At 60.1% G+C, this 17,454-nt stretch carries 35 protein-coding genes; 28 read left to right on the top strand and 7 right to left on the bottom strand.

All coding sequences use genetic code 11. The annotated features are described in order from the left end of the window. Positions 1 to 68: 68 nt before the first annotated feature. The 6 genes from GGR00_RS06370 to GGR00_RS06345 all read right to left on the bottom strand — a co-directional run bounded on the left by GGR00_RS06370 (position 69) and on the right by GGR00_RS06345 (position 2,627). Positions 69 to 461 carry a hypothetical protein gene (locus GGR00_RS06370; RefSeq protein ID WP_184698621.1) on the bottom strand — a complete coding sequence of 131 codons (393 nt, stop codon included), beginning with the start codon at positions 459 to 461 and terminating at the stop codon, positions 69 to 71. Beyond that, positions 461 to 676 (bottom strand): hypothetical protein, encoded by a 216-nt coding sequence (locus GGR00_RS06365; RefSeq protein WP_184698619.1) that lies wholly within the window; start codon positions 674 to 676, stop codon positions 461 to 463. The genes GGR00_RS06370 and GGR00_RS06365 overlap by 1 nt, the downstream gene beginning before the upstream one ends. Continuing rightward, complete coding sequence (locus GGR00_RS06360; protein ID WP_184698617.1) at positions 676 to 987, bottom strand: hypothetical protein; 312 nt, start codon at positions 985 to 987, stop codon at positions 676 to 678. The genes GGR00_RS06365 and GGR00_RS06360 overlap by 1 nt, the downstream gene beginning before the upstream one ends. Before the next feature lie 21 nt (positions 988 to 1,008). After that, positions 1,009 to 1,344 (bottom strand): hypothetical protein, encoded by a 336-nt coding sequence (locus GGR00_RS06355; RefSeq protein WP_184698615.1) that lies wholly within the window; start codon positions 1,342 to 1,344, stop codon positions 1,009 to 1,011. A 154-nt stretch (positions 1,345 to 1,498) separates the two neighbouring features. After that, entirely contained in the window at positions 1,499 to 1,948 is a 450-nt protein-coding gene (locus GGR00_RS06350) for a hypothetical protein (RefSeq protein ID WP_184698613.1), read from the bottom strand. A 22-nt stretch (positions 1,949 to 1,970) separates the two neighbouring features. Further along, the gene (locus GGR00_RS06345; protein WP_343065524.1) at positions 1,971 to 2,627 is read right to left on the bottom strand and encodes a helix-turn-helix domain-containing protein; all 657 of its coding nucleotides are present in this window, start codon (positions 2,625 to 2,627) and stop codon (positions 1,971 to 1,973) included. A 49-nt stretch (positions 2,628 to 2,676) separates the two neighbouring features. Here GGR00_RS06345 and GGR00_RS06340 point away from each other — a divergent pair, with 49 nt between their 5' ends. From GGR00_RS06340 to GGR00_RS06290, 11 genes are all read left to right on the top strand, one after another. Beyond that, entirely contained in the window at positions 2,677 to 2,907 is a 231-nt protein-coding gene (locus GGR00_RS06340) for a helix-turn-helix domain-containing protein (RefSeq protein WP_184698611.1), read from the top strand. Further along, positions 2,904 to 3,809: a GapR family DNA-binding domain-containing protein gene (locus GGR00_RS06335; protein ID WP_184698609.1), complete on the top strand. Its 906-nt coding sequence runs from the start codon at positions 2,904 to 2,906 to the stop codon at positions 3,807 to 3,809. The genes GGR00_RS06340 and GGR00_RS06335 overlap by 4 nt, the downstream gene beginning before the upstream one ends. 441 nt (positions 3,810 to 4,250) lie before the next feature. After that, positions 4,251 to 4,568 carry a hypothetical protein gene (locus GGR00_RS06330; protein ID WP_184698607.1) on the top strand — a complete coding sequence of 106 codons (318 nt, stop codon included), beginning with the start codon at positions 4,251 to 4,253 and terminating at the stop codon, positions 4,566 to 4,568. A gap of 109 nt (positions 4,569 to 4,677) precedes the next feature. Then, positions 4,678 to 5,172: a hypothetical protein gene (locus GGR00_RS28245; protein ID WP_246441289.1), complete on the top strand. Its 495-nt coding sequence runs from the start codon at positions 4,678 to 4,680 to the stop codon at positions 5,170 to 5,172. Beyond that, entirely contained in the window at positions 5,169 to 5,402 is a 234-nt protein-coding gene (locus GGR00_RS06320; protein ID WP_184698606.1) for a hypothetical protein, read from the top strand. The genes GGR00_RS28245 and GGR00_RS06320 overlap by 4 nt, the downstream gene beginning before the upstream one ends. 86 nt (positions 5,403 to 5,488) lie before the next feature. Further along, the gene (locus GGR00_RS06315; RefSeq protein ID WP_184698953.1) at positions 5,489 to 6,607 is read left to right on the top strand and encodes a DNA-methyltransferase; all 1,119 of its coding nucleotides are present in this window, start codon (positions 5,489 to 5,491) and stop codon (positions 6,605 to 6,607) included. A 2-nt stretch (positions 6,608 to 6,609) separates the two neighbouring features. Further along, the gene (locus GGR00_RS06310; protein ID WP_184698604.1) at positions 6,610 to 7,161 is read left to right on the top strand and encodes a GcrA family cell cycle regulator; all 552 of its coding nucleotides are present in this window, start codon (positions 6,610 to 6,612) and stop codon (positions 7,159 to 7,161) included. Further along, complete coding sequence (locus GGR00_RS06305; protein ID WP_184698602.1) at positions 7,158 to 7,517, top strand: helix-turn-helix domain-containing protein; 360 nt, start codon at positions 7,158 to 7,160, stop codon at positions 7,515 to 7,517. Before GGR00_RS06310 ends, GGR00_RS06305 begins: the two co-directional genes overlap by 4 nt. Next, entirely contained in the window at positions 7,514 to 8,266 is a 753-nt protein-coding gene (locus GGR00_RS06300; protein ID WP_184698600.1) for a hypothetical protein, read from the top strand. The genes GGR00_RS06305 and GGR00_RS06300 overlap by 4 nt, the downstream gene beginning before the upstream one ends. Continuing rightward, the gene (locus tag GGR00_RS06295) at positions 8,263 to 8,457 is read left to right on the top strand and encodes a hypothetical protein (protein ID WP_184698598.1); all 195 of its coding nucleotides are present in this window, start codon (positions 8,263 to 8,265) and stop codon (positions 8,455 to 8,457) included. The genes GGR00_RS06300 and GGR00_RS06295 overlap by 4 nt, the downstream gene beginning before the upstream one ends. Then, complete coding sequence (locus tag GGR00_RS06290; protein ID WP_184698596.1) at positions 8,454 to 9,614, top strand: DNA cytosine methyltransferase; 1,161 nt, start codon at positions 8,454 to 8,456, stop codon at positions 9,612 to 9,614. The genes GGR00_RS06295 and GGR00_RS06290 overlap by 4 nt, the downstream gene beginning before the upstream one ends. A 167-nt stretch (positions 9,615 to 9,781) precedes the next feature. Here the strand turns inward: GGR00_RS06290 and GGR00_RS06285 are convergent, their stop codons facing one another. Next, positions 9,782 to 10,006, bottom strand: a complete 225-nt coding sequence (locus GGR00_RS06285; RefSeq protein WP_184698594.1) for a hypothetical protein — start codon at positions 10,004 to 10,006, stop codon at positions 9,782 to 9,784. An 80-nt stretch (positions 10,007 to 10,086) separates the two neighbouring features. Between GGR00_RS06285 and GGR00_RS06280 the strand changes: the two genes are divergently transcribed. The 17 genes from GGR00_RS06280 (at position 10,087) to GGR00_RS06200 (ending at position 17,450) form a co-directional block, all read left to right on the top strand. Then, positions 10,087 to 10,335 (top strand): hypothetical protein, encoded by a 249-nt coding sequence (locus tag GGR00_RS06280; protein WP_184698592.1) that lies wholly within the window; start codon positions 10,087 to 10,089, stop codon positions 10,333 to 10,335. Continuing rightward, positions 10,332 to 10,697, top strand: coding sequence for a RusA family crossover junction endodeoxyribonuclease (locus GGR00_RS06275; RefSeq protein WP_184698590.1), 366 nt, complete (start codon positions 10,332 to 10,334; stop codon positions 10,695 to 10,697). The genes GGR00_RS06280 and GGR00_RS06275 overlap by 4 nt, the downstream gene beginning before the upstream one ends. Continuing rightward, complete coding sequence (locus GGR00_RS28240; RefSeq protein ID WP_246441288.1) at positions 10,694 to 11,644, top strand: hypothetical protein; 951 nt, start codon at positions 10,694 to 10,696, stop codon at positions 11,642 to 11,644. Before GGR00_RS06275 ends, GGR00_RS28240 begins: the two co-directional genes overlap by 4 nt. 43 nt (positions 11,645 to 11,687) lie before the next feature. Then, positions 11,688 to 12,011: a hypothetical protein gene (locus tag GGR00_RS06265; RefSeq protein WP_184698588.1), complete on the top strand. Its 324-nt coding sequence runs from the start codon at positions 11,688 to 11,690 to the stop codon at positions 12,009 to 12,011. 11 nt (positions 12,012 to 12,022) lie between these two features. Continuing rightward, entirely contained in the window at positions 12,023 to 12,259 is a 237-nt protein-coding gene (locus GGR00_RS06260) for a hypothetical protein (protein WP_184698586.1), read from the top strand. Then, the gene (locus GGR00_RS06255) at positions 12,250 to 12,510 is read left to right on the top strand and encodes a hypothetical protein (protein ID WP_184698584.1); all 261 of its coding nucleotides are present in this window, start codon (positions 12,250 to 12,252) and stop codon (positions 12,508 to 12,510) included. The genes GGR00_RS06260 and GGR00_RS06255 overlap by 10 nt, the downstream gene beginning before the upstream one ends. Then, the gene (locus tag GGR00_RS06250) at positions 12,507 to 12,767 is read left to right on the top strand and encodes a hypothetical protein (protein ID WP_184698582.1); all 261 of its coding nucleotides are present in this window, start codon (positions 12,507 to 12,509) and stop codon (positions 12,765 to 12,767) included. Before GGR00_RS06255 ends, GGR00_RS06250 begins: the two co-directional genes overlap by 4 nt. Further along, positions 12,764 to 12,982, top strand: a complete 219-nt coding sequence (locus tag GGR00_RS06245) for a hypothetical protein (RefSeq protein ID WP_184698581.1) — start codon at positions 12,764 to 12,766, stop codon at positions 12,980 to 12,982. Before GGR00_RS06250 ends, GGR00_RS06245 begins: the two co-directional genes overlap by 4 nt. Further along, a complete protein-coding gene (locus GGR00_RS06240; protein WP_184698579.1) occupies positions 12,979 to 13,260 on the top strand; it encodes a hypothetical protein in 282 nt (93 codons plus the stop codon). The genes GGR00_RS06245 and GGR00_RS06240 overlap by 4 nt, the downstream gene beginning before the upstream one ends. Further along, on the top strand, positions 13,257 to 13,550 hold the full coding sequence (locus GGR00_RS06235; protein ID WP_184698577.1) for a hypothetical protein: 294 nt from the start codon (positions 13,257 to 13,259) through the stop codon (positions 13,548 to 13,550). The genes GGR00_RS06240 and GGR00_RS06235 overlap by 4 nt, the downstream gene beginning before the upstream one ends. Then, positions 13,547 to 14,089, top strand: coding sequence for a transcription termination/antitermination protein NusG (gene nusG / locus GGR00_RS06230; RefSeq protein ID WP_184698575.1), 543 nt, complete (start codon positions 13,547 to 13,549; stop codon positions 14,087 to 14,089). Before GGR00_RS06235 ends, nusG begins: the two co-directional genes overlap by 4 nt. A 520-nt stretch (positions 14,090 to 14,609) precedes the next feature. Then, a complete protein-coding gene (locus tag GGR00_RS06225) occupies positions 14,610 to 14,840 on the top strand; it encodes a hypothetical protein (protein ID WP_184698573.1) in 231 nt (76 codons plus the stop codon). Between the two features lie 39 nt (positions 14,841 to 14,879). Next, positions 14,880 to 15,152 carry a hypothetical protein gene (locus GGR00_RS06220; protein ID WP_184698571.1) on the top strand — a complete coding sequence of 91 codons (273 nt, stop codon included), beginning with the start codon at positions 14,880 to 14,882 and terminating at the stop codon, positions 15,150 to 15,152. A gap of 25 nt (positions 15,153 to 15,177) precedes the next feature. Continuing rightward, positions 15,178 to 15,516 (top strand): Gp49 family protein, encoded by a 339-nt coding sequence (locus tag GGR00_RS06215; RefSeq protein WP_184698569.1) that lies wholly within the window; start codon positions 15,178 to 15,180, stop codon positions 15,514 to 15,516. Continuing rightward, a complete protein-coding gene (locus tag GGR00_RS06210; RefSeq protein ID WP_184698567.1) occupies positions 15,516 to 15,776 on the top strand; it encodes a hypothetical protein in 261 nt (86 codons plus the stop codon). The genes GGR00_RS06215 and GGR00_RS06210 overlap by 1 nt, the downstream gene beginning before the upstream one ends. A gap of 202 nt (positions 15,777 to 15,978) precedes the next feature. Further along, positions 15,979 to 16,662, top strand: coding sequence for a hypothetical protein (locus GGR00_RS06205; protein ID WP_184698565.1), 684 nt, complete (start codon positions 15,979 to 15,981; stop codon positions 16,660 to 16,662). A gap of 2 nt (positions 16,663 to 16,664) precedes the next feature. Then, positions 16,665 to 17,450 (top strand): terminase large subunit domain-containing protein, encoded by a 786-nt coding sequence (locus GGR00_RS06200; RefSeq protein ID WP_184698563.1) that lies wholly within the window; start codon positions 16,665 to 16,667, stop codon positions 17,448 to 17,450. Positions 17,451 to 17,454 lie beyond the last annotated feature (4 nt).

Raw genomic sequence — 17,454 nt, 5'->3', positions numbered from 1 at the left:
GACGAGCGCGAACATGATGGCGAGGCCGACGAGTTCGAATGGTTCGAGGTTGTTGATGATACGGGCGATCATGACGCCACCCGCTGGTCAGTGAGCACGTTCTCCGACAGCCGCTTCATCGTCGCGATCAGCGGATTGACGAATTCGACCTCGATGTTGTTTTCGCGGCCAAGATCGATGACCGAGCCAAGCGCGGTCATGAATTCATTCATGCGGGCTTCATCGGGGCTCGGCAGGGAGGCTACGAACGCGTCAGCCTTTGCCAACATTGCCGTGATGTCGGCGTCGTTGAAAAACTCGTAGTGGTTGTTGTATTTTACCTTGATGTTGTCCCAAGTCAGGTAGACCTGAGGTTCAACGTTGGCGCGCAGGTTGAATTTGGCATCTGGATTGCGCAGCCCCTTGGCCATCATCGCCTTGGCGAGAGCATTCAAGCGCTTCTGAATGACATTGGTGTCCATCACGCGGCCTCCTGCTCGGAATAGAACTCGTCGATTTCGGCCATGGCTTCGTCGATCGAACCGGCGAAGCCGCAGCGGCTGTCGCTCGGACCGTCATCGGCATAGACTGGCGTCGGGTCGTAATCCTTGTGGGCGTAGGTCCAGTCCGAAGCAGCCATGTAGCTGACCAGCGACGGGCGGATTTCGAAGTCGCGATATTCGATGACGACGCGCATCACGCAGCCCTCCAATATCCAGCCGGGTCGTTGTAGCTCATGCCGCGATAGACGATGCCTTCGCGCTCGTTGACGAGGTCAAGGAAGCGGCAATCCTGCATCGCATGTTTCTCGACCTGACTGGCGATCAGCAGGGAGAAGGCATCCGGACCTCTGGTCAGATCAACGCCATCCTTGATGATGGCGCCGACGGTGTATTCCGGGATGCTGCCTTCGATTCCGACAGAGACTTCAATCTGGCATTCGAAATCCGGCACGATGATCAGGTCGTTTCCGTTCCTGAGGTGGGTGCAGAAGTTGTAGAGGCTCATCTGCTTGCTCCTGATGGAGGGTTAGGAGAACAGAGCTTCGAGCACCTTGCGGAACTCGTAGTTGTCGGGTTGGAGACGCTTAGCGGTGCGAGCAACGATGGCCTTGGACAGGGTGTCACCGATCTCAGCAGCGCCAGCGATGGCAGCTTGAAGGAGGGGCCCCTTGTTGTCGGCGAGGTACGCCCTGACATCGGGAATAATCTCGGCGGTCACGAACTCCTCGACCACCTTTGCGATCTGTCCGCTGATTGCCCATTGGTTCTGCGAGAGAAGGTTCTCGATCATCCGAACCTTAACGGCGGCCTGGATCTCGGCCTTGTTCGTTTCCAAGAAATCCTTGAGGTCGTCCTCGGTCATCTGCTCGCTCCGTTGGCTGTGTGCCTATGGAGCGAATATATACGCATACGCATAAACCGCAAGTGCAAAAATACGCCTACGCATATTTAATTTTGCGCTCGACGATGCGGGGTGATGCGCATTTATGGTTACTTGGAAGTGACGGAGACCTCGGCTACTCCCACGTAGCGCTGGTCAACCGAACGCGCCAGTCCAGAGACGGGGCATCGATTGGGTCTTTGTAGGTTGGTTGGTCGAACATCCAGCAACCGCCATAACCCTTCAAGGGTTCGATAATCTTGTCTGAGAAAAGCAAGTCATCGGATACCGATGAACTGTATCCGGGTCGGTATCCTTCTAAAACGAAAGACATCCTCGTCAGGGTCTTGTCGTTCGAGTTTCTGAAGACGATATAAATAGGGCGCTCGGGCGCGCAACGCACCGTATTGTACTCTACTGTCACAATGATTTTTAGTCGCTCGGATTCGTCGATCTTACTTTCAGCCCACATGTAAGCGAAGGTCGCACCACCTATTGCGGCTATGGCAAGCGCGAGAAGCCCAACCTGCTTGGGAAACATGAACAGCAGAACTAAGCCAAGCCCAATACCGGCGACCCAAGCCATGCGCGCGCCCCTCCCAAGGCTTTTACATTCGTGACCATTCCTCCCGCGGAATACGGAAGCGGAATGGAGCAGCCCACTCAATCACGACATCTTCGATATCTGCGGCGTTGGAACTGACCAGGGTATAGAGCCCATCGGACGATCCGCGGCGAAGTTTTTTGATGTACATGCGCCCATCTGCCAGCCGGAGAATACAAGTCCGCCCGATCAAGTCGTGAGGCGGGCGGCCTTCCTTGTGGTAGCCGACCAGATCCCCATCCTCAAATACAGGCATTTGAGAATCGCCACGAACGATGACAGCACCTGTCCCGTCAGGGATAGGGAAGTCGACCTCAGCATGGTCGATGCCATGGTTGTCATCGTGAAGTATGGGTGTGACCTCGGCACCGGCACCGACATACCCAAAAATACTCACGGTCTGTGTCCAGCCGGTTTCCCAGCCTGTCTCTGATAGGTCAAAGTCAATACCACGCTCATCGGCGAAGGCTTTCAGCTTCGCGACGTGCTCGAACTCCGGCTTGGACCCGCGCTCCCATCTTGAAACCGTGGGCTGAGTTACACCGAGGACATCGGCAAACTCACCTTGGTTCAAACTGGCGACGGTGCGCAGGCGGCGAATAGCTGTTTTCAACTCCATACGCCAGCGCATATCAAGGGGTGACATGGAAATAAAATACACCAACGCATATCCTCTTGCCTAATCGTATGCGTATGCGTATAAATGCGCTATGAGCGTTATCCGACATATCCGCAAGACCGTGTTCCGCCTCAGCCAGGCCGAGTTTGCCGCGATTGCAGGTGTTACGCAGGCAACTGTTTCCCGATGGGAAAAGGGCGGGTCTCCGACCCTCGAGGAGATGCAACGCATCAGGGATGCGGCGGCGGAACGGCGCATTAAGTGGTCGGATAAGCTGTTTTTCGAGCCTGCACCGTCCACCAAGCCGGAGCGGGCGGCATGAGCGACGATACCATCGCCTTTGAGCAGTTTGCTGGCTTTTTCCGCCGCTGGCAGGAAATCGAAGATGCCAAGGGCAAGCTCGGCGACGAATCCAAAGACCTGTTCGCAGACATGAAGGGCGGTGGCTACGACACCAAGGCCACGCGCGCTGTGTTCCGTGACAAGCGGAAGGAACTGAACGCCGATCCTGCCGAAGTGCAGGAGCAGGAAGCGATGTACGACCTCTACATGAATGCGCTCAACAAGGGCCTTTCGAAGGCTCCCGCGCGACCCGCGCCTGCGCACGTAGAAAACATTGAGAAAAATCGCTCCGACAACGGCGCCAACATCAACATGCGCCATAGCGGAATTGCGACGGACCTGCCGCCTCACGATGAGGACGGCGTCATTTTCGAAGACCATGATGCAGCCGAAGGCGCAGCAAGCACTCTGTCGCAGGGCCGGCCTGTTAACCCGACCCAAGAGCCAGCCGACTCCGCCGAGCAGTCGGGCGACGAAAGCTCGGCAATTGCTTCCCCCTCGACGGATCGTTCCTCCACGACGTCGAGTGCCCCGGAGGCTTCGACCCCCTCCGAAGTCAACGAAGTCTCCGGGGCAGACCTTTCCGATGAAGTTGATGCGCATGAGATTACCCGCCACCGGCCTCTAACAGGTGACGGCGGCCATCTGAGTGAACCAAGTTCTGATGCCGGCGCCGGTGTGCGGGCGGTCGTTGAGACCGAGGCCGTAGTCGCCAAATCGGAGCAAGCCGCCAATCAAATCTCTGAGGCCGAAATTCCGGCCTTCCTGAAACCAGTCAAAGAGCCGGGCTGTCTGAACCCGGCATCGTGCAAGATCAAGTCGCTGTCCGTCCTGTGCTCCGGCTGTGCCAATGAGCGCACCAAGTCGAGGGCGGCAGCATGACCGGCACCCTGGCGCAATTCCCCACCCCCCGCCTTGCGTCAGGTGATTGCGGGGAGGCCCTAGCGCTTGGCGCTGGCCTCCCCGCGTTTTTCAGCCGACGGGGACGAAGTGCGGCTGAAATCCATCTGATATTGAGCGCCTTGAGCGGCTGCGTGTCCGCGCCTGCTCGGCTGCCCTTGAATTTTTTCGGGAGTGTTTTGAAGGCCTCCCGAAGCCCCTGCACACCGCTGCTCCAGCCTCGCAAGCAATCGAGCAGCGTCCTTCGCATCGTCTTCGGTCCACCTGTCGTGGCCGTCGTCCAGTTCCTTTCGTCGTCCTTCGCTCATGGGCAAAACCTAGCGAAGGACTGGCAGCATGAAGTGCACAAAATCTCAGCATTCGGAGCCAAAGATTATGAGTAGCTGCGACTACGCCACGAAGGCGGGTGGCTATGTAAATCGCATGGTCGAAAAGGAGAGCTCGGGCTGGGGCGATCAGCTCAACGCTCTCAAGCGCATCGCGCGCCGGTACAGCATCCCGTTCTGGACGCTGAACCATCTCAGAACAAAGCGGGCGAAGACCTGCGACACGGGGCTCTACCACCAGATCAGGTCGGCATACCTGAACCTTTGCGAGAGCGAGGTCCAGAAACTGCTGCGCGAGATCGAGATCGAAAAGGCCCTGGGTAGCGATGACAATCTGGAAGATCTGGCAGCTGAAGCTGCGCATTTGGTGGCGCGCGTTCAAGCGTCGAAAGAAGCCATGAAGGCCAACGGCTGAGCGCTCCTGATGACAGCGCTCCGCAAAGTTTTCGTTCGTCACGCCTCCGAAGAGGAGGTCGACGAACTGGCCAGACACGACATCGAAACTACGGACAAGGGGACGGCATATGAAGCAGAACGGCTATCCATACCTAACCGATACGTCGATGGACGATGGCTGTTCGATCTGGCCAGCGTGCGGATGCATCGATGAGCGCTGTGACGGCGAGCCGGTGCGCAGCTCGACGGCCGTTCGCGTCGTGCTCCATGTGCTGTGCTGGGGAGCCGGGATAGCTGGTATCGCAGCGCTTGGGATGGCTGTTCTTGCCGCGACCAACGCCAAGGCGCATGAGGCCCCGAGCGGGTGGAGGTATCCTCTTTCGTGCTGTTCCAATCGGGACTGTGGCACCGTCCCTGCCACCAGGGTCAAGGAAGGCCCTTCGGGCTACGAGGTCACGCTTCTCCCGGGCGACCATGACTTCATCACCGCGAAAACCGGCCCGCGCTCGTATGTCATCCCCTATGCCGAGACCAAGGATAGCCCCGACGGGCTCTACCATATCTGTCTGCTCCCAACCTCTTTGAAGCAGCTTTGCTTCTTTGCCGGCGCGAGGATGGGATGACGCCGCGCGCCGCAGTCCTGCTGTCCTATTTCACTGGCCTGGCTCCCGTTGGCGAGACCTTCGAGGTTCCTCGCAAGTGGATCATGGAAGACCTTGAGATCGGAAGCTCCCAGACGTTCGCGGTCCTGATCCGCGAACTGGTCTCCACTCGTCGCATCCGCCAGATCGCCCGCGGCTACGCCGGCACCAGCGGAATCTTCACCGTCATTCGAAGGCTTGAACAGGCATGAGCGACTACGATCCCGCCGACGACGCCCGCAAGAGCTATGACGCGGCCATAGAGGCCAAGCGCTTGCGTGGCGATACCCATGATTGGATGGACGCCTACGGGCGGTTCCTCGACGGGCGCGTCACGCTCTTTGTCGGCGACTGCCTGGCGCAGCTCGCGTTGCTGCCGGACAACTCCGTCGACTGTGTGGTGACGTCGCCGCCCTATTGGGGGCTGCGCGACTATGGCGTCGACGGGCAGATCGGCCTCGAGCCGACGCTGGCCGAGCATCTGGCAGTCATGGTTGCTGTCTTCCGCGAAATTCGCCGCGTGCTCAAACCGGCTGGCACGCTCTGGATCAATTACGGCGACTGCTACGCCACCAGCCCGAATGGCCGCTCGGCAGCAGACACGAAGGCAACAGGTAACGACGACCGCACCTTCCGAGACAAGCCCTTCTCAACCATCGGCGGCGCGCTGAAGGCCAAAGACCTTTGCATGGTGCCAAACCGCCTGGCGATCGCGCTGCAGGAAGATGGCTGGTGGGTCCGCTCGGAAATCATCTGGGCGAAGCCGAACCCGATGCCCGAAAGCATCCGCGACCGTCCGGCGACCAGTCACGAGAAGATTTTCCTCCTGTCGAAGTCCGCCCGCTACTTCTATGACGCAGAAGCTGTGCGCCAGCCATCTGCTGAAGCCAGCAACGGACGCTGGTCGCAAGATGTCGAAAGCCAGGAAGGCTCACATAGGGCCAACGGTGGCGCCAAGACAAATGGCACCATGAAGGCCGTTGGCGGTCCCCGCACCAAGATTCGCGCTACGGACGTTGCCAGTCCGCGCCATGCTGGTGGTGTCAACCACACAGGCATAGAAGCTACGCTCCGCGGGTTCGGCCGCAACCTTCGCAATTATGAGCCGGCACCCGTTAGTGTCTGGAACATCGCCACGCAGCCCTTCAGCGATGCCCACTTTGCCACGTTCCCGCCGGAACTCGCCGAGCGCTGCATTCTCGCCGGCTGTCCAAAAGGTGGGCTGGTGCTCGACCCGTTCGGCGGGGCCGGAACCACGGCGCTGGTCGCGCTGCGCCACGGACGGCGCGCGGCGCTGATCGAACTCAACCCTGAATACGCCGAGATGTCGCGCAGGCGCATCGAAACGGAATGGCGGGTTCCGCAGAAGGCAATTTCTCCGGATTTTGGTCCGCTCTTTGGTGGGGAGGCCGCATAGCCATGATCCCGAGCTATTCCCCGGATGAGATCGAATTCATCGCCCGCAAGCTGCGGGACAAGCTCAGCGCCTCGCAGATCGCTAATGCGCTGTCGCGCGAGCGCGGCTCCGAAGTCACTCGCAACATGATTATCGGCATCGTCCACCGGGACCGGACCCTGCGCGAAATCGGGTTCTGGGCAAATCCTGGCGGCCGCCCCACAGGCGAAGCAGCCCAGATCAAGCCCGCGAAAAAACTCAAGCCAGCGTCCAGCCCACGAAAGAGCGCCGTCATCCCGCTATCCGCAAAGGTCAAGCGAATGGAACCTGCAGTGCCTGCCATCCGCAGCGCCGATTATGATGCTGCGTCGCGTCATGTCCCGCTCGCTGATCTCAGCCGCTTCGAATGCCGCTGGGCGGTCAATGATGCAGCCAAGGGCGAGGATCACCTGTTCTGCGGTCATCCCAGTGTGCTCGACAGCCCGTATTGCGCCCACCATGCATTGCGGTCTGTTGGTCGCGGCACCGAGGGCGAACGCAGGGCTGATGATCTGCTGCGGAAGGTCGCGGCATGACTGGCGTCGACGATCTCGTCATCCGGCAGCGGCGCGAGATCGAAACGCTGCAGGAGCAGGTGCGCCAGCTTGAGGAAGCCCTGGCTCCGCCCAGCGTTCACATACCAGTCGAATGGAAACTGACGAACTACGAGAAGCGGATCTATGCCTTTCTGACGACGCGCGAACTCGCCAGCAAATCGGCGATCATGCAGGCTCTCTACAGCAACCGGAGCGACGAGCCTTATGACAGGGTTGTTGACGTCTTCATCTGCCGCATCCGCCGCAAGTTGAAGCCCTTCGACCTCCACATCGAAACCGTCTGGGGCGAGGGCTATACGCTCGTCGATCGCCGGAAGAAGGCGAGGGCGGCATGACGACATTCGCCAAGGAGTCCGACCTCTGCCAAGCATTCATCGCAGCCTTGCCAGCGAACTGGACCGCCTATCCAGAAACCGGAGGTTTCGACATTCTGTTGTCCCGCGCCGACGGTTTTCAGATCGGGGTCGAGGCCAAGCTCAAACTCAATGCCAAGGTGATCCTTCAGGCCGCAGAAGACTGCCGTCGAAGCTATGTCGCAATGCCGGGGCCCGATTGCCGTGCAGTGCTGGTTCCCGAGGCTCATAACCGCGAACTGGCCGAGTTGTGTCGGCTCCTATGCGTCACTGTCGTTGTCCATCGGCCGCGCGAACCCGGAGTAGTCCGCTCGCCGATATGGCCAGATCTCCCGACAGCCACGGACCAGTACTGGAACGAAGTCTGGCATGAACTCGCGCCCGCGCGGCGGCTCGATCTGCCCGAATGGGTTCCTGACGTCGCTGCTGGCGCCAGTGCCCCCATTGCTCTGACGGACTGGAAAATACGGGCAATCAAGATCGTGGTCACGCTCGAAAAGCGCGGCTTCGTCACGAGGCAGGACTTCTCCCACTTCAAGATTTCGATGTCTCGATGGACGCAAGGCCGGTGGCTTGTCCAGGACGGGCGTGGTGGCTGGGTTGCCGGTCAATACCTTCCTGATTTCAGGGCTCAGCACCCGGTCAATTTCCCGCAGATAGAGGCCGACTACGACAAGTGGCGGAACCCGGCTGAGCCCGTGCGGGCTCCGAAGCAGGAGGCATTGCTATGACCCTCCAGGACAAGCTCGACTGCCTCAACGGCATCATCCAGGCCAAGACGACATGGCTCGAGCAGCATGGCCAAGGCCGCAACAAGCGCCCCGACCATGAGGGCGAGCGGATGCGGTATCAGGTCGAAACCCTTCACGCCATCGCTGATGACTATCGCCGATCGATAGAGCGGAAAGGGGCTGCGGCATGACGGCCCTCTACAACGAGATTGACCCGGCAGCGGCCCACATTCTCCGCCGAATGATTGACGACGGCGTGATCGCGCCAGGCGTCGTCGACACGCGCTCCATCAAGGAACTGACGCCCGATGACCTTGCAAAATTCACCCAAGTCCATCTCTTCGCTGGAGGCGGGCTCTGGTCCGTCGCAGCTCGACTTGCTGGCTGGCCTGACTGGGCTCCCATCTGGACCGCTTCATGCCCCTGCCAGCCGTTCTCGGCGGCCGGCAAAGGGGAAGGAACCGATGATCCAAGGCATCTGTGGCCGGACGTACATCGCCTCGCCCGTGCCGCCCGGCCCCCTGTCATCATGGGAGAGCAGGTTGCGGGAGCGGCTGGCTACGGTTGGTTCGACGGAGTCCGCGCTGATCTGGCGCGAGAAAACTACGCCAGCCGGTCAGTCGATTTCCCGGCTTGCAGTGTCGACGCGCCACACCAACGGAACCGGCAATACTGGTCCGCAATCAACGTGGTCGACGCCGAGAGCTTCGGATGGGGAGAAGGGTGGCCCGAACATGAGTTTCGGAGCTGGCGGCCAGCCTCTGCCGGCGCAGATGCATCAGGCGTCACCCTGGGTGACGCCTTCGGCTCGGGACTGGAAGGACAGCGCGGGCATGGCAACGGAAGCAGGCGACCGGAACAGGGTCGACCAGTTGCCGAGGCAGATGGCGCAGGTACCGCAATCAATGTGGCCGACAGCACAGGCTCGGGACGGCTTTCCACCTCATTCGCCGGAATACGTGGCGAAGCACAAGGCGAATGGCCACGGCATGGCGAACTTGAACGACTATCTGGCGGCGACGGCATTAGCCTACATGCCGACGCCAACCGTGGCGGACGTGCAGGGTGGAAGGAAGGCGAGGTCGGGAGCGCGTTCAGGCGAACCGCTTCTCAACGGTCTTTGCTTCGAAATGGAACCTACTGGTCCGACGCCGACTGGATCGTCTGCCACGACGACAAAGCGCGGCGCGCCCAATCCGGTATTCGCTTTCTGGTTGATGGGCTTCCCGGCCGAGTGGATCTCTGGCGCGTTGGCGGCAATGCGATCGTACCGGAAGCCGCGGCGGAAGTTATAGCGGCATTCATAGATGTCTATGGATTGCCCTCAATTCGGAGGGCTACATCATGATCACCGCTCCAGCAACTCCAGCATCACGTCCAGCCATTCGGGGATTTCGCGGTCGCCTGCCTTCCAGCGCCGAACGGTTCGCGGGTCTACGCGGATGCGTCGCGCAAGTGCGGACTGCCAGTCAGGCCCGAAAAGAGATGAGGCTCGCCTCTCAAGATCAACGGGCGTCATGCGAGGGCGGCAACCTCGACCGATACCACGCGAACGGTGGAACCCGTCGTACGGTCGGTCAGGTCGCGGCCAATCTTCCGGCGCTCGCCAACGGCCCAATTCTCAGCCTGAGCAGCGCCGAACGTGTCATGGCTCTTGGTGTTGCCGTCGGCGTAGGTCGTGACGACGCGATGCGTCATCGGGCGGGCAAGCTGTTCGGCGAGGAAGGCTTCAATGTTCATGGCTGCAACTCCGATCTTGTCGCAGTCAACTTAGGACCATTGGCCCTATATGTCAATCTCGGAATAGGGGGGGGTATGGCATGAAGGCCAAGCACCCATCCCCGTGCGGCGAGATTCTGCTTTCGTACCTGACAGGCTTGGCGCCGGTCGGAAACCTGATTGAGATCCCGCGCAAACACGTTGCGGCCGATCTTGGCTATCGCGCCTATGGGACTTTCCATTCGTATCTGAACCAACTCATTGCCCGTGGCTACGTCCGTCGCGTTGCATGTGGAAATGCTGGCTCAACGGGCCTGCTCGTCGTTCTCCGACGTTTGGAGGATGCATGACGCGCGTTGAACTGCCTTTCCCGGTCCCGCTGCATGACTGCTTCACCAACGTGAAGGGCAGGGGCCGTGTGCCGACCCCGCGCTACAAGGCCTATGGCCGTGAAGCATGGGCTGTGATCGCCCAGCAGCGGCCGAACAAGCTCAAGGGGCAGGTGTCTGTCTATGTCCGCCTCGTGGCGCCCGACAAGCGCGCACGGGACGCTGACAACCTCGGCAAGTGCATTCTCGACACGCTCAAGGCCAACGGCCTGATCGAAGACGACAGCAACCACTTCGTCCGCAAGCTCTCGTTTGAGTGGGCTGAGGATGGCCCTGGCTGTGTCGTGCTGATTCAGCAGACGGAACAAGGAATCGCGGCTTGAGCAGGTGGTTCCGCCATTACGCAGGAATGATGCGTGACGAAAAACTCGTCCGGGTGGCCGTGCGCGTAAAGCAGCCAGTCGAGCGTGTGGTGTGGGTTTGGGGCGCGCTTCTCGAAAGCGCTGCAGAGATAAACGAAGGAGGTCGCTTTGAATTCGACACCGGAGAGGCCGCTTACTTTCTTCGATGTGATGACGCTGACATGGGTTCTATTCTCGCTGGCTTGGAAAGTCTCGGCCGCATCGGTGGCGGGATGGTGGCGAAGTGGGGGGAGCGTCAATACGACAGTGACGGGGCTAAGGAACGGCAGCGCCGATATCGCGAACGCATCAAGTCTAAATCTGACGTTCAACAACGCGACCGTGACCATAACGTTACGCAAGAGAACGTAACGCGTGACGTAACGCAACCGTCACGTGACGGTGAGGTGACGGCCCAAGAGACAGATACAGATACAGATATATCGGATGCTAACGCATCCTCTTGCCCGGAGCCGGAAAAATCCGCTCCGGTCGTGGTCGCTTCGCCGACTGCATTCGAGCTTCCATGCGTTTCGGGTGAGATGTACCCGGTCTCGGAATCGGATGTTGCCGAATGGCGAGCCTCATTCCCCGCTGTTGATGTCATCCAGCAGCTTGGTGCCATGCGCTCCTGGCTGATCGCCAATCCCACACGCCGGAAAACCCGCAAAGGGATGCGGCGCTTTGTCGTCTCATGGCTCGATCGCAAGCAAAACAACAGCCATTCGCCGCCACCGGCACAGCACTCGGGTTCACCGCCAGGCCGCCACCAAACCGCCGTCGAAGCCAACATATCCCGAAGGATCAAGCGAAATGAACCAGCAGGCGGAAGATTCGATAACACAGATGCTGAACTGCTTTCCCCAGACAAGCCAGAACTACGAGCTCTTGTTCGCAACGCTGGGCAAGCTATGCGCTGGCCAGACTGATCAGGCGATAATCGAGGCGTCGGAACGGTTCGCGGCTGGCGACGTGAAGGACCAGTCGAAGAAGTTTGCCCCCTCCGGGCCGGAATTCATTGAAGAAGTTCGCAGGCGGCAGGAGTTTATAGACATCCGGGCCCGCCCACGGCTACCGGCCCCAGCGTACCATTCCGGCCCGACCCCACCATTCCTGATCAAGCGCCAGAAGGCGCTGGCCGAAAACGCGCACCTTCCCGTGCTGGTCGAAGACGCCAACCTCGATGTGTTCCGCCGGCTGAGCCTGACCAGGCAGATCCCGGCCGGCGCGAAGTGGGTTGCCTGCCTCGGCATCATCTATGGCCCGGCACCGAAGTCACGTTCGAAAGCTGCGTAGGAGTAAGCGTCATGTCGAAAATGCAGGAATGCCATGTTGCCGAAGCCCAACGGATGCGCCTCGCCGGCCATTCCTGGCGGATGATCGGCCGCGCGTTCGGAATCCGCGCGATCACCTTGAAGCAGGTGCCGGCCAGCAATCCACTTGGACCCCGCACTGCTGAAATCGTCCCGGTGTCGTTGCCATACCTGCATTTCCTCTATGGCGGCGAAAGCCTGCAGATCGTGGAGAAGGCTCAATGCGCCTGACCCCGGCTCAATCCGAATTGCTCAAGCAGATCATCGGCGGCTTGGCGCTGTGGTGCCATTTCGACAGGGAACGCACGGTCTGGTGGACGCTGGAGCCGAACGGGCCAGAGGTTTCCCATTCACTGGTCGAAGGGCTGATGACCAAGGGCGCGCTGCTGTTTGGCGAGCCTCTACGGCGGTCCGGCGGGCGTTCTGACTCCCGGTATGCGGTGACTGACATCGCAAGAACACACATGGAGGCGGCACGATGACTGACATGGTGGAGAAGGTCGCAAGGGCGATGTTCCCGATGGTCCCCAATTGCCGGAACCGGGCATTCGAAGATCACCCGATGCGGTACGACCTCATGGATAAGGCCCGCGCAGCCATAGACGCCTGCGCCTCAGAGATTGACGCCCTCGTGGAGCGCCGCAAGGCCGATAACCGCAATCAAGGCAACGACCATATCTTGGCAACAGCAGCCTTCCTGCGCCACGCCGCCCTCTCCAATACCAGGGAGACGAAATGAGCATCGAATGGGTCAGGAGCAATTATGGAGTCCCCGCCAAGCGGGGCGGGCGCGTCGAATACAACCCGTTCAAGGATGCGCGGGGCAAATTTGGCACCATCACCGGCACGCGGGGGCCATACCTGCTTATCCGCCTCGATGGCTCAAAGCACAGCGGTTCGTATCACCCAACGTGGCAACTTCGCTATCTCGACGCCGGAGACCCAGCCCAATGACCATACCCGCTGACATCGAGAAGAAGGCGCAGGAAATCGTTGACCGGATTGCAACGGTCCACGTCTGGAAAGGTGACGCGATTGCCGACGTCGCCACGGCGATTATGGAGGCCAAGGCCGAGGAACGCGAGCGGTGTGCGCAGATCGCTGAACAATGGCTTGTCACGTTTGGCGAGGTGGGTGGCAAACTCAGGCACACCACCCCGCAAGACTGGGCAAACAGCGCGGTCCAAGACATCGCCTCCGCTATTCGAAATGAAGGGGGAGAGCAGGGATGAAGCGTAGCGAAAACAACATTTCGGACGCACTCGAAGTCGAAAGAGCAGTTTGGGGGACAGGTCCGATGGCGCTGATCCCCTACGCAGGTTTCGAAGAGACGCGAGGGCGCGGCCCATCGAAGCACAAGGTCAATCCGCTTTCAGCCCTCGAACTCTTCCGCAAGGGCTGGGACACGGTGCAGATCGCGGCCTACCACCTGATTTCCGAGGCCGAAGCGCTTCACCGCCTCAACATCGAACGATCCGCCGCCAAAGAACTCCCGAGCCCATACCAGAAGGATCATTCATGACCGAGCAGAAGCCGAACTGGTATGTTGTGCGCCCGACTGTCCATGGCGACAGACGCGCAGCGGACGAGCTGAAGGAAGCCGACATCAACCATTTCATGCCGACCTTCAAGCGCTTCACCTTGATCAAGCATACCAAGGGCCAGCGCAAGGAAACAGAGATGCTGCTCATGCCGGGCTATCTGTTCGCCCAGCTATCCATCGAGCAGACCAAGACCGTGAATAAGCATGATCGCCGTTTTAGGCACGTCGCCAGCATTGTCAGGGCACCGGGAACGGATAGAGCCCTGCCTGTCGATGAAAAAGCCGTGGAGCAGCTGCGCTACCTCTGCGCCGACGGTGCATTCGATCAGGGCAAGCGGCCGAGATCAGGTTTCATCCACGGAGACAAGGTTCTGATCATAGGCGGGCCGTTTGACAACATCACCGCCACATTCAGGGAAGGCAAGGTAAAGCCTGGATTTGCCAAGCTCGTCCTGTCGAGGATGCTGGGCAAGGATCAGACGGTCCTTGTCCCGGAAGACCTGATACAGGCGGCGTAGTCAGCCATATCTCGTGTTCTTGATTTGGTCATGCACGAGATGTTGATTTTTCAGCGAATATCAGCGATAACCGCTTCGGGACGATTTGCTGATCAGTACGCAGCCATAGGGTTGAGCGTCTAGCACCCGTTCCCGTCGAGGCAATAGGCCCCCGACGAAGTGCGTAAGCAATTCCAAATTCACAGTTGGGAGTACGTCAGCACGGCAACGTGTCTGACCGGCATCGTTAAGCCACGACCGAACGGCGTTGATGTCAGACACAGGGCTCGGTTCGGTGAGTGCCTATGCTCCCAAGCAGTTCAGGACGGCGGCGTTGAAGGAAACGCAAAGCGGCTATCGAGGCGGTATGTGTGTGCCCGCCAGCGTAGCAAACCAGATGACCATAAAAACGGCGACTGTGGTCTTGGCCGTACCTTGTGGATCGGAGTGCACATCGAGGGTGACCGCCCCTTGCAGTAGCCGGTATCAAGCCCGGCCCGTCCTGACCCTCCCGCCCTGCGGGGATAGTGGGAGGAAGCCCATGTCAAAAGGCTTCCGTTCGAACCACAACGCCAATTCCACCATCAGCGAGGACACCATGTCCGACCGCGACCTTGACCGTATTTCAGAGCAGGCGACAGCCGATTATCTCAAGCGCGCCAACAAGGCCGCGCTCGAAAACATGATCGGCATGGCGCTGCATGCAATGTCGATCGAAGAGATGATCGACTTCCTCGAATTCCAGATCGCGGACCTCCGCGACATCGATTGAATCACCCAGCAGCACGAACCAGCACAAGGACGCATCCACATGCTCAGCATCAAGCATATCCAGCCGTCTGGCGAAGAAACGATCTACGCATCGCCCATCGTGAATTACGTCCCCACGGCCGACTTCAGGCGGAGTCCGCCGACCCTTTGGATTGAACCGGTTGGACACTCATCGCCCGACCCCCGGCTCCCGCTGACGGGCGGCATATGCTTCGTCATGAACGAGAACGGCAAGACCGTTAGCCGCTACGATCTCGGGGACGACCCGAGAGACCCGACTGACTATGGCCGCAATCCCGACCATAGCGCTTGAACCCCTCGCTCTCCAGGAGATGAAGATGAGCCGAGACGAAACCGCCATTGAGGCCGAGATCCAGACCAAGGGGCTGACCGCGCCGCGCCTCACGCCTGATCTGGTCGACTCCGCCATCGTCGGCGAGGCATACCACGTCTTCCCGGGCACCACCTTGACCGTCTGCGCGCTCATGCTGCGCAACAGCTTCATCGTCACCGGGGAAAGCGCATCCGCCAGCGCGGCGAACTTCGATGAGGCGCTAGGCCGCAAGATCGCTCGCGAGAATGCGCGCAACAAGGTCTGGCAGCTCGAAGGCTATCTGCTGCGCCAGCGCCTGCATGAGCAGGAGGTCGCGGCGCTGAAGGCGAAGGTGGCCGGCTGATGTTCACCGCTGTAGCCATCTTCTCCGTGACGTGGAAGCCGCGCCCCGACATCTCGACTTACGAGCTCGCACTCTGCATGCCCATCATTGCGGCGATGCCAGCCTATGACGGCGGCAGCATCCGCGTGATGTATGATCGCCTGCCGGCAGAAGCGCAGCGTCATTTCGAGATGCCAGGCCAAGTGCAGGCCGATACACCCGGAACAGCACAGGCGTCCTCGTCCATCTGGGACAGCCTCAAGAGCGTGGCGAGCGCCTGACGATGACCGCGCAACCGAAATGCCTCAACTGCGAAAGCACTGGCTGGGTATGCGAGAACCATCCTCATGTCTCGTGGGGCGAAGGCGATAACTGCTGTGGCGGCGCCGGCGATCCTTGCCCGGTCTGCAATACCGAGATGCCACCGCGCATGCCGGCCGACAGCACTGTTGTCTGGACCGCCGCCGATGGGTGGGTTCACTAGTGCCGGCCCTCTCCAAGCCCAAGTACGAGGCATACGCAAAGCTTCTGGCACAGGGCATCGCACAAGCGGTCGCCTATGCAGAAGCCGGGTTCAAGGGTGGCCGCTCGTCAGCATCGCGGCTGGCAACAAATGAGAACATCGTCGCTCGCGTCGCGGAACTGCGCGCACAGGCAGATGCGCCAGCCGGCACCGAAGACAGGCCGCAAGGCCGTCCAAGCGGCTACATGCCGGAATATGCCGAGCAAGCGGCCAAGCTTTGCCTGCTCGGCGCGACCGATGACGAGATGGCGGATTTCTTCGGCATCCATCGGGCAACGCTCTATCGCTGGAAGCTCGACCACGAGGATTTCTGCGACGCCATAAAAAGCGCGAAAGCCCATGCAGATGAACGGGTTGAGCGCTCTCTGTACCAGAAGGCGACCGGCTACGAGGTCACCGAGGAGCAGGCGATCAAGATCAAGGTTGCCCAGCACGAGGAAGAGGTCGAGGTCGTCCAGGTTCGCAAGCACATCCCGGCGGACACGACGGCTGCAATCTTCTGGCTGAAAAACCGCCGCAAGGATGACTGGCGCGACAAGACCGAGGTCGAGCACAGGCACACCTTCGCCGACATGTCGGACGACGAGCTCGACAAAGAGTTGGAGCAGGCGGTTTCGGGGAAAGAGGGCCAGACGGCCCACTGATCATGCTTTCGCTGACGCCCGAGGCGCTGCGAGCGCTGCCGCGTGAGCGGAAAGAAGTCATTGCCGCGATTTTGGCAGAGAAGCAGAAGCGCCAGTCGCAGCGCATGTTTCACACCCTGTTCCCTGACGAGGACACGATCCAGCCCGACGGCCGGATCATCCACGCCAGGCACAAATACGCCAAGCATATGGAGTTCTTCCGGGCGGGTGCTGAATATCGCGAGCGCTGTTTCCTTGCCGCCAATCGCGTGGGAAAGACAGTCGCGGGTGGATACGAAGTCTCCGCCCACCTGACTGGCCTCTATCCCGATTGGTGGGAGGGCCGGCGCTTCGATGGTCCGATCCGGGCATGGGCCTGCGGCAAGACCAACGAAAGCACTCGCGACGTGGTGCAAAAGGCGCTGCTTGGCGAGATCACATTCGAAGGGCAGCGAAAGACCGTCACCGGAACCGGCTTGTTGCCGGGACGCCTCATTGGCCTGCCAAGCTGGAAGCAGGGTGTCCAGGACCTCGTCGACACGATCAAGGTCAGACACGTCAGCGGCAAATGGTCGACGCTTGGCTTCAAGTCCTACCAGCAGGGGCGCGGCGCATTCGAAGGCACGGCACAGCACGTCATATGGCCTGACGAAGAGTGCCCGATTGACGTCTATGGCGAGTGCCTGACGCGAACAGCGACCACGAATGGCCTGATCTTGCTGACGTTCACCCCGCTTGAGGGGCTAACGCAGACCGTGCTGGCGTTCATGCCGAACGAAGATCGGCCCGCAGAATTCGAGAGGAAATGAAGCA

Origin of the sequence: Aminobacter aganoensis (genome assembly GCF_014206975.1) — a bacterium.
GTDB lineage: Bacteria > Pseudomonadota > Alphaproteobacteria > Rhizobiales > Rhizobiaceae > Aminobacter > Aminobacter aganoensis.
This window is presented reverse-complemented; position numbering and strand designations above follow the sequence as displayed.